Consider the following 12,769-nt stretch of genomic DNA (forward strand, 5'->3'; position numbering starts at 1 on the left):
CGGCCTCGAGAGTGAAGCCACGACGTGACGTTCCGCCTGCTGCCAGCGACCCGCCGGAGTCGCCTGATGCTGATCGCCCTGCTCGCCCTGATCGTCGCCGCGACCGGCTGGTGGCTGCTGCGCAAGCCCGCCGCCCCGGCGGTGGCAACCTCGCCGGTCAGCCGCGGTGACATCGAACAAACGGTGGATGCCACTGGCGTGATCGACGCCTACAAGCTGGTCAGCGTCGGCGCGCAGGCCTCGGGCCAGATCAAATCGCTGAAGGTACAGCTGGGCGACACCGTGAAGGAAGGCGACCTGATCGCCGAGATCGATGCCACCACCCAGCAGAACCAGGTGCTCAACGCGCAGGCCTCGCTGGACCAGGTCACCGCCCAGCGCGCAGTGCAGCAGGCCACCCTGCGCCAGGCCGAACTGGAGTTCGCGCGCCAGCAGCAGATGCTGGCCGCCGAGGCCACCTCGCGCCAGGAATACGATGCCGCCGAAGCACAGCTGAAGACCGCCCGCGCCCAGCTGCAGTCCTACGAGGCGCAGATCAAGGGCCGCGAAACCGAGCTGGGCACCGCCCGCGCCAACCTGGCCTACACCCGCATCACCGCGCCGATGGACGGCACCGTGGTCGCGGTGGTGGCCGAGGAAGGCCGTACCGTGAACGCCAACCAGACCGCACCGACCATCGTCATGCTGGCGCGGCTGGACGTGGTCACCGTCAATGCCGAGATCTCCGAGGCCGACGTGGTCAAGATCAAGCCCGGCATGCCGGTGTACTTCACCACCCTGGGCGACCCGGACCGCAAGTATCACGCCACGCTGCGCCAGATCAATCCGGCGCCGGCCTCGATCGCCAACGAAAGCTCCTCCAGCTCCAGCAGTTCGTCCAGTTCCAGTTCCAGCAGTGCGGTCTACTACAACGCGCTGTTTGATGTGGAAAACCCGGACGGCACGCTGCGCATCGACATGACCGCGCAGGTCTCGGTGCTGCTCAAGCAGGCCAAGGGCGTGCTGATGGTGCCGGCGGTGGCACTGGGACCGAAGCGCCGTGGCGATGAGCGGATGGTGCGGGTGCTGGACGACAAGGGCCAGCCGCAGCCGCGCAAGGTCACCGTGGGCATCAACAACGGCGCCTCGGCCGAGATCCTGTCCGGCTTGAAGGAAGGCGAGCGCGTGGTGGTCGGCGAAGCCGCTGCGGCCGGTGCCAGCGCCGGCGGCGGCAACCGCGGCGGCATGCAGATGCGGGTCGGCGGCCCGGGCATGGGGCGCCGATGAGCACGACGGCGCCGCTGCTGCGCCTGCGCGACCTGCGACGTGAATTCCCGGCCGGCGACGATGTGATCGCCGTGCTGCGCGACGTCCATCTCGACATTCACGCCGGCGAGATGGTCGCCATCGTCGGCCAGTCCGGCTCGGGCAAGTCGACGCTGATGAACATCCTCGGCTGCCTTGACCGTCCCACTCGCGGCAGCTACCAGGTGGCCGGCCGCGAAACCGGAAAGATGGAGCCGGACGAACTGGCCGAACTGCGCCGCGAGCATTTTGGTTTCATCTTCCAGCGCTACCATCTGCTCGGCGACCTCGACGCGCGCGGCAATGTGGAAGTGCCGGCCGTTTACGCCGGCAGTCCCGGGCCAGTGCGCAACGCGCGTGCCGAGCAACTGCTGCGGCGACTGGGGCTGGGCGACCGCATGCATCACAAGCCAGGCCAGCTCTCCGGTGGCCAGCAGCAGCGCGTGTCGATCGCACGCGCCCTGATGAACGGCGGCGAGGTGATCCTGGCCGACGAACCGACAGGCGCGCTGGATACGAAATCCGGTGAGGAAGTGATGGCGATCCTCGGCGAACTGCATGCCGAAGGCCACACCATCATCATCGTCACCCACGACATGAGCGTGGCCCGGCACGCACAGCGCATCATCGAGATCCGCGATGGCGAGATCATCGCCGACCGCGCCAATCCGGATGCGCCGAGTTACCGCGCCCAGCGCGAAGCCAGTACCGGCGTCGCCCACGGCAACAGCTGGCGGGCGGCCCGCGACCGCTTCACCGAAGCGTTCCGCATGGCGCTGCTGGCGATGAACGCCCATCGCCTGCGCACCTTCCTGACCATGCTCGGCATCATCATCGGCATCGCCTCGGTGGTCTCGGTGGTGGCCCTGGGCAACGGCTCGCAGCAGCAGATCCTGCAGAACATCAGCGCGCTCGGCACCAATACCATCGACGTCTACCCCGGCCGCGGTTTCGGCGACATGCGCTCGGCGCGGGTGCAGACGCTCAAGGCCAGCGATGCCGACGCACTGGCGAAGCAGAGTTACGTGGACAGCGCCACCCCCAGCGTGTCGACCTCGGTCACCGCGCGCTACCGCAACCAGTCTTCCACTGCGCAGGTCAGCGGCGTCGGCGAGCAGTTCTTCCGGGTCAAGGGCGTGACTCTGCTCGGTGGCAGCTTCTTCGATGCCGATGCCGTGAGGGGCCTCGGCCAGGTGGCGGTGATCGACGAAAACACCCAGACCCAGTTCTTCCCCGATGTCGACCCGGTCGGCCAGGTGATCCTGCTCGGCAACGTGCCGGCACGCGTGGTCGGCGTGGCCAAGCGCCAGAGTTTCGGCTTCGGTGGCAGCACCAGCCTCAGCGTGTGGGTGCCCTACACCACAGTGATGTCGCGCATGCTCGGCCAGAGCCATGTCTCCAGCATCACCGTGCGCGTGGACGACAACACACCGATGGATGCCGCTCAGGAAGCGATCACCCGCCTGCTGACGATGCGCCACGGCACCGAGGATTTCTTCCTCAGCAACAGCGCGGAGATCCGCGACACCATCGAACAGACCACGCGCACGATGACCCTGCTGATCGGCGCCATCGCCGCCATCGCGCTGCTGGTCGGCGGCATCGGCGTGATGAACATCATGCTGGTGTCGGTGACCGAGCGCACCCGAGAGATCGGGGTGCGCATGGCCGTCGGTGCACGACAAAGTGATATCCGCCAGCAGTTCCTGATCGAAGCGGTGCTGGTGTGCCTGCTCGGTGGCGTGCTCGGCATCGGCCTGGCCCTGCTGCTGGGCTCGATGATCGGCCGCTTCGCCAGCGACTTCCAGGTGCTGTTCTCCACCGCCTCGATTGTTGCCGCCTTCGCCTGCTCGACCCTGATCGGCGTGGCGTTCGGCTTCCTGCCCGCGCGCAATGCCGCGCAGCTTGACCCGGTAGAGGCCCTGGCACGCGAATGAAGATGATGACCCGACTGCCCTTCCCTGCCCCCTCGCGCCGGCTGCTGGCGGGTGCCGTTCTGCTCGCCCTGTCTGGCTGCGCCTCTGTCGGCCGCTATCCGGTGGCCGATCCCGACGTGGCGGCCCAGTATGGGCGTGGCGATGCCACCCTCAACGCACCGGCCGGCGACCCGCGCAGCAGCCTGGACACACCGGGCCACGACATCCGCCAGGACACCTGGTGGACCGGCTTCGGCGACGAGCGCCTGGACCGCCTGGTGGCGCAGGCGCTGGCCGCCAACAGCGACCTGGCCGCCGCCGGCCTGGCCGTGCAGCGTTCGCGCCTGCAGGCCGGCCTGGCCAGCAACGCGCTGTGGCCGCAGCCTTCGTCATCGGGCGTCAGCGGCAATGCCAGCCGCGCCACCGACCAGGCCGACGAATGGCGCCGCAGCTACTCCACCGGCGTATCGCTGGGCTGGGAGGTGGATCTGTGGGGACGCCTGCGCACCCAGCGCGACATCGCCCGCTGGGAAGCCGAAGCCAGCGAGGAAGACCGGCAGAATACCGCCCTGCTGGTGATCAGCGACACCATCACCCAGTACTGGAACCTGGCCTACCTGAACCAGTCGATCGCCACCGGCCAGGCCAACCTGGAGCGTCTGGAGCGCACCCGCGAACTGGTGCAGGCCCGCTTCGACGCCGGTGCGGTATCGCGCCTGGAAGTGCGCCAGGCGCTGCAGAACCTGCAATCGCAGCGCGCCTCGCAGAGCGCGCTGGAACAGCAGCGGGTGGAGGTGCGCAACGCACTGGCCGTGCTGCTGGACGGCACGCCCTGGCCACAACAGGACGAACCGCAGGACCTGCTGGGCGCACGCAGCCCGCGCATTGTCGAGGGGCTGCCGGCCGATCTGCTCGGCCGCCGCCCCGACCTGCGTGCGGCAGAACTCCGCCTGCGCAACAGCCTGAAGACCATCAGGGTCACCGCCACCCAGTACTACCCGGCGCTGAGCCTGACCGGCAGCCTCGGTTCCAGTGCGGCCTCGCTGGGCGATGTACTGCGCAATCCGGTGGCCACGCTGGGTGCCGGCCTTTCGCTGCCATTCCTCAACCTGCAGCGCGCGCAGCTGGATACCGATATCGCCGGCACCAGCTATCAGATCGCCGCGACCAATTTCCGCAAGACGCTGTACACCGCGCTCTCGGAAGTGGACAACGCCCTGTCCGCGCGCGAGCAGCTGGCGCGCCAGGTCGCTGCCTCGCAGGCTTCGTACGAGGAAGCGGTGGAAGTGGAGCGCGCGCAGGAAGTGCGTTATCGCGTGGGTGCTACCGATCTGCGCACCTGGCTGGAAGCGCAGCAGACCCGGCGCGATGCCGAGCTGTCGCTGGCGCGCGTGCGCCAGGGCCAGCTGAACAACGACGTGACCCTGTTCAAGGCACTGGGTGGCAGCGCGGGGTAGCGGCTTCTGTAGAGCCGAGCCCATGCTCGGCTGCTTTCCTGATCGGGTATGCGATAGCCGAGCGTGGGCTCGGCTCTACAGATCAGCCGCGCTGGCGCACGGCCTCGAACAGGCTGACGCCGGCGGCGACGGAGACATTCAGGCTCTCGATCTCGCCCGGCATCGGGATCTTGACCAGGCCATCGCAGTTCTCGCGGGTCAGGCGGCGCAGGCCGTCGGCTTCGCCGCCCAGCACCAGCGCGATGTTGCCCTTCAGGTCCAGCTGGTACAGCGACGCGGTGGCTTCGCCGGCCAGGCCATAAATCCACACGCCCTGCTTCTGCAGGTCCTTCAGGCAGCGCGACAGGTTGGTTACCGCCACCACCGGGATGAGGTCGGCGGCGCCGGCCGAGGTCTTGCGCACGGTCGCGTTGACCGTGGCCGACTTGTCCTTGGGGATGATCACTGCAGTCGCACCGGCCGCAGCGGCCGAGCGCAGGCAGGCGCCCAGGTTGTGCGGGTCCTGCACCTCGTCCAGCACCAGCAGCAGCGCCTTGCCCTCGGCCGCAGTGACCAGGCCTTCCAGCTCGTTCTCGCTGTAGGTGCGGGCGGCGGCATAGCGCGCGGCCACGCCCTGGTGGCGCACCGAGCCGCCCACACCGTCCAGCGCCTGGCTGTTCACCTTGCGCACGTCGATGCCCTTGCGGCGGGCGTTTTCCTCGATCTCGGTCAGGCGCGGGTTCTTCGCTCCGGCCTCGACCAGCACTTCGCGGACGTTCTCGGCGTCGTTCTCGATGGAGGAGGCGACGGCGTTGACGCCGACGATCCACTGGCTGTTCTTGCTCATGCGGGCGGGGACCGGAAAGGGGGTGGCTATGGTAGAGCATCGGCGGCGGCCGCGCTTCAAGGCAGCCGAGCATGGGCTCGGCTCTACACAAACCTCACCGGCTGCGCGGTGGCCAGTGCGGCGTGTCGTGGTCGGGGTGCTGGTGGGACACGATCGTGGCCAGGAAGTCCAGGGCCGCGATGTCCTGCTCGGTACGCCGAACCGGCAGTCTGGCCAGGCTGTCGACGAAGGGCAGCTTGCGTTCGACCCCGTACTGGATCGTCGGTGGCAGGCGTTCGGGTTCGTCGAACGCGCCGGCAGCCACCGCCACGCCATCGGGCGCTTCGTAGGTCAATGGCGTGCCGCAGTCGGCGCAGAAGCCACGCCGCACCACGTTGGACGACTGGAAATAGCGCGGCTGGCCGCGGGTCCAGCTGAACTGCACACCGCGTACCGACACCAGCGGCGCGTAGTAGGCGCCGAAGGCCTTCTGGCACATGCGGCAGTGGCAGATCGAGCTGTCGGTCAGCGTGCCACGCACGTGGAAGCGGATCGCGCCGCACTGGCAGCCGCCGCTGTATTCGGGTTGGCCTTGCATGCGATGTCTCCTGGTGGTGCCGGCCGCTGGCCGGCAACCCGTCGGTGCCGAGGGTGCCATGGATGCCGGCCAGCGGCCGGCACTACCACGGTCATCAATATTTCTCTTTCTTCCGCTTGGCCGGCTTGCCCCGCTCAGGCAGCGGCGGCAGGCCATCGCCCTCGTCCTCACCCTTGTGTTCCACCAGGCGGAAGTCGATCTTGCGTTCTTCCATGCTGGCCTTCAGCACCAGGATGCGCACGCGGTCACCCAGCCGGTAGCTGCCGCCGCGGCGCTCGCCGGTCAGCGTCTTGCGGGTCGCGTCGAACTTGTAATAGTCCTGCGGCAGCTGGGTCACATGGACCAGACCCTGTACCTTCGACTCGTCCAGCTCGACGAACAGGCCGAAGCTGGTCACGCCGCTGATCACGCCGTCGAACTGGCCGCCCACGTGCTTTTCCATCCACGCCGCGCGGTAACGCTCGTCGACCTCGCGCTCGGCCTCGTCGGCACGGCGCTCACGCTCGGAACACTGCAGCGCCAGCGCGGCCATCTCGCGGGCGTTGTAGGTGAACTTGTCCAGCGGCTTGCCGGACAGCGCATGCTTGATCGCGCGGTGCACCAGCAGGTCGGGATAGCGACGGATCGGCGAGGTGAAGTGCGCGTAGGCCTCCAGCGCCAGGCCGAAGTGGCCGTGGTTCTCCGGGCTGTAGATCGCCAGGCTCTGGCTGCGCAGCAACACCGACTCCAGCAGCGTCGCATCGGGGCGGTCGCGGATCTTCTTCAGCAGCTTGGTGTAGTCACCGGGGCGCACCTTCGACCACGGCGGCAGGCTCAGCTTGAACTCCTTGAGGAATTCCAGCAGGTCGGCGTACTTGGTTTCCGGCGGCTTCTCGTGGATGCGGTACGGGGCCGGCACATGGCGCGACAGCAGGTACTTCGCCGCCTCCACATTGGCCGCGATCATGCATTCCTCGATCAGCTTGTGCGCGTCGTTGCGCACCAGCATGCCGGCCTGGGTGACTTCACCACGGTTGTCCAGCACGAAGCGCACTTCACTGCTTTCGAACTCGATGGCACCGCGCTTGGCGCGCGCCTTGGACAGCACCTTGTACAGCTGGTGCAGGCGCTGCACCTGCGGCAGCAGGTCACCCATCCAGGCCTTGGTATCGGCATCGTCCTCGCCCACCGCCTTCCACACCTGGGTGTAGGTCAGGCGCGCGTGCGAGTTCATCACCGCCTCGTAGAAGCGCGAATGCGTGACCAGGCCTTCGCGGTCGATCTGCATGTCGCAGACGAAGCACATGCGGTCGACCTTGGGCATCAGTGAGCAGATGCCGTTGGACAGGGTCTCCGGCAGCATCGGCACCACGAAGCCGGGGAAGTAGACCGAAGTCGCACGCTTCTGCGCTTCCTCGTCCAGCGGCGTGCCGGGGCGGACGTAGTTCGAAACATCGGCAATGGCCACCACCAGGCGGAAACCGTCGGCATTCGGCTCGCAGTACACCGCGTCGTCGAAGTCCTTGGCATCCTCGCCATCGATGGTAACCAGCGGCGTGCTGCGCAGATCGACGCGGTCACCGATCATTGCCGGTTCGACCACCAGCGGCACCGAGGCCGCTTCATCCAGCACCTCCTGCGGGAACTCGAACGGCAGCTCGTGACCGTGGATGGCGGTCTCCACCACCAGCGATGCGGTCAGCTTGTCGCCGAGCACGGCGATGATGCGGCCGATCGGCGGACGGCGGCTGTCCGGGGCCTGGGTCAGTTCGCAGACCACCAGCTGGCCATCACGCGCGCCCCCGGTCTGGTCCGGCGGTACCTGCACGTTGCGCTGCACGCGCTTGTCATCGGGTACCACGTAATTGATCCCCATCTCGACGCTGAAGCGGCCGATCAGGCGGGTCATGCCGCGCTCCAGCACGCGGGCGATGCTGCCTTCGCGGCGGCCACGGTGGTCGATGCCGGTCACGCGGGCCAGCACCTTGTCACCGTGCATGACCTTGCGCATTTCATACGGCGGCAGGAACAGGTCGTCGCCGCCCTCGACCGGACGCAGGAAACCGAATCCTTCCGGGTTGGCGATCACCACGCCGGTGACCAGGTTCAGGGTCTGGATCGGGGCGAAGCCGCCTCGGCGGTTCTGCACCAGCTGGCCATCGCGGACCATGGCGCCGAGCCGGCGCGACAGTGCTTCGGCACGGTCCGGGGCGGTCAGGCCCAGGCGTGCGCCCAGTTCCTCGGCGGTCTGCGGCCCTTCGCAACGCTCCAGCAGGGCCAGGATGGCCTCGCGGCTGGCGATGGGCTGTTCGTATTTCTCGGCTTCGCGGGCGGCATAGGGATCGTCGATCACCTTGCCGGTCGGCGGCAGCTTGCGGCCCGGGGCCGGGCCGGGTGCTGCCGCATCAGCGGTGCGGACCTTGCGGCCGCGCGGCGGCTTACCGCCTTCATTCAATTCGGGGAACCAGCCTGGCAGCGGCTTGCCCGGCTTGGTGGTGCGGGCTGCGCCCGCCTTCGGGCCCTTCTTCGGGCCTTGGCTGCGGGACTTGCTCCCGCCCTTGCTTGGTTTTTTGGTAGTCATCGCCCTACATGGTAGCCGTTGATGGCGTGCAGAACGGGTCAGCGCCCGCCCTGGAGGCGTTGGATGAAATAATTTCAGGAAGTCGTTGACAGCTCCCGGATTCATCTTCACAATTGCGCCTCTGGAACGCCCAGGTGGCGGAATTGGTAGACGCACTAGTTTCAGGTACTAGCGGGTAAAACCGTGGAGGTTCGAGTCCTCTCCTGGGCACCAACGAAAAAACTCCTCGCTTCGGCGGGGATTTTTTTTGCCTGCGATCCGGCGCTCTGGCCCTGGGGTCAGAGCCCCTTTCGCAAGCGAAACGGGATCCGACCCCGGCGCTGCAAAAGGTGTTGACACCCCCATAACGACACCCCATAATCTCGCTCCTCGACGCCCAGGTGGCGGAATTGGTAGACGCACTAGTTTCAGGTACTAGCGGGTAAAACCGTGGAGGTTCGAGTCCTCTCCTGGGCACCACGTCGAGAATGAGAAAGACCCGCGAAAGCGGGTTTTTTCATGCCGGGAATTTGGCATCAGAACAATGGCCGCAGCACCAGCTCAAGGCCGAGCAGCAGCAGGAAGCCAAGGAAGCACGCCCGAAACACCCGTGCGCTGATGCGCTGCCGGATCACCTGCCCCAACCACATGCCCAGCAGCGCCGGCAGCACCGCCAGTGCACTCAGCCCCAGCTGCTGGATGCCGAACGCACCGTGCAGCACCAGGCCGGTGGTCAGCGAAATCGTCGACACGGTGAACGCCAACCCGAGCGCCTGCACCAACTCTTCGCGCTGCAACCCCAGCGACTGCAGGTACGGCACGGCCGGCATCACGAACACGCCGGTGGCGCCAGTCACCACGCCCGACAACGCCCCCACCAGCGGCCCCAGCCAACGCTCGCGCCGCTGCGGCACGCGGAACACCGGCGCAAGCAGCGCATAGGCCGCATAGACCACCAGCGCCAGGCCCAGGGCAACGCGCGACCCAGTGCGATCGACCCGCACCAGCAGCGCTGCCGAACCCAGCGTCACCACCACCACGGCCAGCATCATCGGCCACAGGCGCCGCACGATGTGGCCCAGTGACGGCCCGGACAGCAGCTGCCACGCATTGGTGACGAAGGTCGGGATGAACAGCATCGACGCCGCCGCCACCGGCGACAGCGCGCCACCGAGCAGGCCCATCGCCACCGTCGGCAGCCCCATGCCCGTCACGCCCTTGACCACGCCGGCCAGCACGAACACCACCACCAGCAGCACATAGAAGTACATCGATTCATTCATGCCTTCATTGGATCGGGCCGTCGCCCGGCGCACAATGCGGTCTTCCCGGCCCACCCTTCGGCTGACCCGAAGGCTCGGGCGTTGCGACGAGGGCATCACATGCGGATGGACATTGCCGACCTGCGGCTGTTCCTGGCGATTGCCGAGGCGGGCAGCATCACGGCCGGCGCAACGCAGGCGAACCTGGCACTGGCTTCAGCCAGCGAACGCCTGCGCACGATCGAAGCCGACGCCGGCACCGCGTTGTTGAACCGGCACCCGCGTGGCGTCAGCCTGACCGAAGCCGGCGCCGCCCTCGCCCACCATGCACGCCTGATCCTGCAACAGCAGGCGCAGCTGCGCGGCGAGCTGCAGGCATTCGCGCACGGCGCGCGTGGCACCCTGCACCTGTATGCCAACACCGCTGCGCTGACCAACTATCTGCCTTCGCGGCTGGCACCGTGGCTGGCCGAACGCCCGCGCCTGCACGTGGAACTGCTGGAGCGCACCAGCCCCGAAGTCGTGCGTGCGATCAACGCTGGCCAGGCCGAGGCCGGCATCATCAGTGATGCGGTCGACGCTGCCGGCCTGCAGCAGCATGTGGTGGCCGAAGATCCGCTGGTGATGCTGCTGCCTGCCGATCACCGGTTTGCATCACTGCGCAGCGTGACCTTCGCCGATGCCGCCGGCGAGACCTTCGTTGCCCTCGCCGATGGCAATGCGCTTCAGATCTACATCGAAGACCAGGCCCGCGACATCGGGCGCCGCCTCGATGTGCGCATCCGCATGAAGACCTTCGAGGGTGTCTGCATCATGGTCGGCCACGGCATCGGTGTCGGCATCGTGCCGCGGAGCATCGCGCGCCAGCATCGACGCAGTACGCATACCGTTGCGGTGCCGCTTGCCGATGCGTGGGCACAACGCCGCCTGTGTGCCTGTTTCGCCGGGTGGGCGCAGCTGTCACCGGCGATGCGCAGCCTGCTGCACCACCTGGGCGTGCAACCGCAGAAAAAAGTGTGAAATGTTGTTGACACACTCTCTGCCGTGCCGCACAATTCCTCTCCTGAGTCGCCCAGGTGGCGGAATTGGTAGACGCACTAGTTTCAGGTACTAGCGGGTAAAACCGTGGAGGTTCGAGTCCTCTCCTGGGCACCACGACTCAAGATGATCAAACCCGCGAAAGCGGGTTTTTTCGTTTCCGGGATTCGGGAACCCACACGACCTCGGGATCCATCCACGCATGGCGTGGATCTACCAAAAGAAAAACCCCGCCTTGCGGCGGGGTTTTCTGCGTTTCAACGCCAATGGTCGATCAATGCCCACCGCCCGCGGACGCCGCACCCGCGCCTGCACCGAACGGCGGCTTGGCCAGCCACAGGAAGGTGATGATCGCCAGGAAGATCCAGCCCAGCAGGAAGAAGATGTCGTTGAAACCCATCTGCGATGCCTGGTGATTGATCATGTTGTTCAGTACCGCCGCGCCATGTTGCAGGTCGCCCCGCCCCATTGCAGTGACCTGCTCCTGCATGCCCGGCTGATAGGCCGAGATGTGCTCGGTCAGGTCGGCATGGTGCACCTGGGTACGCCGCGCCCACAGCCACGTCGTCAGCGAGGCCGCGAAGCTGCCGCCCAGCGTGCGCAGGAACGTCGCCAGGCCGGAGCCCGCCGCGATCTCGCGCCCATCCAGGTCCGACAGCAGGATCTGCAGCACCGGCATGAAGAACAGCGCCACGCCAATGCCCATGATCAGCTGCACGCCGGCCACGTGCATGTAGTCCACCTGCAGGTTGAAGTTCGAGCGCAGGAAGCTGGTCATCGACAGCACGATGAAGGCCACGGTGGCCAGCATCCGCATGTCGAAGCGCGACGCATACTTGCCCACGAACGGCGTCATGATCACCGGCAGGATGCCGATCGGCGCAGTCGCCAGGCCTGCCCAGATCGCGGTGTAGCCCATGTCACGCTGCAGCCACTGCGGAATCAGCAGCGCCACGCTGAAGAACGCCGCATAGGCCACCACCATCGCCAGCGTGCCGGCACGGAAGTTGCGGTGCCGGAACAGCTTCAGGTCGACGATCGGATCCTTGTCGGTCAGTTCCCAGATCAGGAACACCGTCAGCGTCACCACCGCCACGCAGGCCAGCACCACGATCTTCATCGACGAAAACCAGTCCTCGTCGTTGCCCAGGTCGAGCACCAGCTGCAGCGCGCCGACACCAATCACCAGCGTGATCAGGCCGACGTAGTCCATCTTCGGCTTCTCGATCTGCTCCGGGCGTCCCTTCAGCTGGTTGCCCACCACCAGAGCGGCGAAGATGCCCAGTGGCACGTTGATCAGGAAGATCCATTCCCAGCTGTAGTTGTCGGTGATCCAGCCACCGAGGATCGGGCCGCAGATCGGCGCCACCACCGTGATCATCGCCAGCAGTGCCAATGCCTGCCCGCGCTTCTCACGTGGATAGATCGAGACCAGCAGCGACTGCGTGATCGGGTACATCGGGCCGGCCACGAAGCCCTGCAGCGCACGCGACACCACCAGCATGCCCATGCTCTGCGCAAGGCCGCACAGCAGCGAGGTGATGACGAAGGCGAGGGTCGCCCAGACGAACAGTTTGCGTTCGCCGAAACGGCGGCTGAGCCAGCCGGTCAGCGGCAGCGCGATGGCCGTGCTGACCGCAAACGAGGTGATGACCCAGGTCGCCTGCTGCGAACTGGCGCCGAGGTTGCCGGCGATGGTCGGCAGCGAGACGTTGGCGATGGTGGTGTCGAGCACCTGCATGAACGACGCCATCGCCAGGCCTACGGTGCACAGGGCGACGCTGGGCGGCAGGAACCCGGAGGCCGCAGCCGGCGCCGCCGGTGCGCCCGGAGCGCCGGGCGCGGCTGGAGCTTGTGCGGACATGACGAC

At 67.0% G+C, this 12,769-nt stretch carries 8 protein-coding genes, 3 tRNA genes and 1 pseudogene; 7 read left to right on the top strand and 5 right to left on the bottom strand.

The features are described from left to right. The first annotated feature begins 24 nt into the window (after window positions 1–24). From AC2A1N_RS11655 to AC2A1N_RS11665, 3 genes are read left to right on the top strand one after another with little or no spacing between them, the layout of a single operon-like run. Window positions 25–1,266, top strand: coding sequence for an efflux RND transporter periplasmic adaptor subunit (locus AC2A1N_RS11655; RefSeq protein ID WP_242892862.1), 1,242 nt, complete (start codon window positions 25–27; stop codon window positions 1,264–1,266). Further along, window positions 1,263–3,221: a MacB family efflux pump subunit gene (locus tag AC2A1N_RS11660; RefSeq protein WP_242892854.1), complete on the top strand. Its 1,959-nt coding sequence runs from the start codon at window positions 1,263–1,265 to the stop codon at window positions 3,219–3,221. The genes AC2A1N_RS11655 and AC2A1N_RS11660 overlap by 4 nt, the downstream gene beginning before the upstream one ends. Continuing rightward, on the top strand, window positions 3,218–4,657 hold the full coding sequence (locus tag AC2A1N_RS11665) for an efflux transporter outer membrane subunit (RefSeq protein ID WP_242892852.1): 1,440 nt from the start codon (window positions 3,218–3,220) through the stop codon (window positions 4,655–4,657). The genes AC2A1N_RS11660 and AC2A1N_RS11665 overlap by 4 nt, the downstream gene beginning before the upstream one ends. 82 nt (window positions 4,658–4,739) lie before the next feature. Here AC2A1N_RS11665 and rlmB read toward each other — a convergent pair whose 3' ends face one another. The 3 genes and pseudogenes from rlmB to rnr all read right to left on the bottom strand — a co-directional run. Further along, the gene (rlmB, locus tag AC2A1N_RS11670; protein ID WP_005408775.1) at window positions 4,740–5,483 is read right to left on the bottom strand and encodes a 23S rRNA (guanosine(2251)-2'-O)-methyltransferase RlmB; all 744 of its coding nucleotides are present in this window, start codon (window positions 5,481–5,483) and stop codon (window positions 4,740–4,742) included. Window positions 5,484–5,577: 94 nt separating this feature from the next. Further along, window positions 5,578–6,060 (bottom strand): GFA family protein, encoded by a 483-nt coding sequence (locus AC2A1N_RS11675; protein WP_242892850.1) that lies wholly within the window; start codon window positions 6,058–6,060, stop codon window positions 5,578–5,580. Window positions 6,061–6,154: 94 nt separating this feature from the next. After that, window positions 6,155–8,383 (bottom strand): annotated as a pseudogene (gene rnr / locus AC2A1N_RS11680) (ribonuclease R); the annotation flags it as partial. Between the two features lie 365 nt (window positions 8,384–8,748). Here rnr and AC2A1N_RS11685 point away from each other — a divergent pair. Continuing rightward, a tRNA-Leu gene (locus tag AC2A1N_RS11685) sits at window positions 8,749–8,833 on the top strand. Window positions 8,834–8,994: 161 nt separating this feature from the next. After that, window positions 8,995–9,079 (top strand) — tRNA-Leu (locus tag AC2A1N_RS11690). 56 nt (window positions 9,080–9,135) lie between these two features. Here AC2A1N_RS11690 and AC2A1N_RS11695 read toward each other — a convergent pair. Then, entirely contained in the window at window positions 9,136–9,882 is a 747-nt protein-coding gene (locus AC2A1N_RS11695; protein ID WP_242890258.1) for a sulfite exporter TauE/SafE family protein, read from the bottom strand. 99 nt (window positions 9,883–9,981) lie between these two features. Between AC2A1N_RS11695 and AC2A1N_RS11700 the strand changes: the two genes are divergently transcribed. Together AC2A1N_RS11700 and AC2A1N_RS11705 are read left to right on the top strand one after the other, a co-directional pair. Then, a complete protein-coding gene (locus tag AC2A1N_RS11700; protein WP_242890255.1) occupies window positions 9,982–10,881 on the top strand; it encodes a LysR family transcriptional regulator in 900 nt (299 codons plus the stop codon). A gap of 50 nt (window positions 10,882–10,931) precedes the next feature. After that, a tRNA-Leu gene (locus AC2A1N_RS11705) sits at window positions 10,932–11,016 on the top strand. 157 nt (window positions 11,017–11,173) lie between these two features. On the opposite strand, the gene emrB is transcribed toward AC2A1N_RS11705, so the two are convergent. Beyond that, complete coding sequence (emrB, locus tag AC2A1N_RS11710; RefSeq protein ID WP_134969116.1) at window positions 11,174–12,763, bottom strand: multidrug efflux MFS transporter permease subunit EmrB; 1,590 nt, start codon at window positions 12,761–12,763, stop codon at window positions 11,174–11,176. Window positions 12,764–12,769: the final 6 nt, after the last annotated feature.

This window comes from Stenotrophomonas maltophilia group sp. SKK55 (genome assembly GCF_057179845.1).

Coding starts and splice junctions, on each gene's coding strand:
- AC2A1N_RS11675 (WP_242892850.1), bottom strand. CDS start 6,060: ATGCAAGGCCAACCCGAATACAGCGGCGGCTGCCAGTGCGGCGCGATC.
- AC2A1N_RS11700 (WP_242890255.1), top strand. CDS start 9,982: ATGCGGATGGACATTGCCGACCTGCGGCTGTTCCTGGCGATTGCCGAG.
- AC2A1N_RS11695 (WP_242890258.1), bottom strand. CDS start 9,882: ATGAATGAATCGATGTACTTCTATGTGCTGCTGGTGGTGGTGTTCGTG.
- rlmB (WP_005408775.1), bottom strand. CDS start 5,483: ATGAGCAAGAACAGCCAGTGGATCGTCGGCGTCAACGCCGTCGCCTCC.
- AC2A1N_RS11660 (WP_242892854.1), top strand. CDS start 1,263: ATGAGCACGACGGCGCCGCTGCTGCGCCTGCGCGACCTGCGACGTGAA.
- emrB (WP_134969116.1), bottom strand. CDS start 12,763: ATGTCCGCACAAGCTCCAGCCGCGCCCGGCGCTCCGGGCGCACCGGCG.
- AC2A1N_RS11665 (WP_242892852.1), top strand. CDS start 3,218: ATGAAGATGATGACCCGACTGCCCTTCCCTGCCCCCTCGCGCCGGCTG.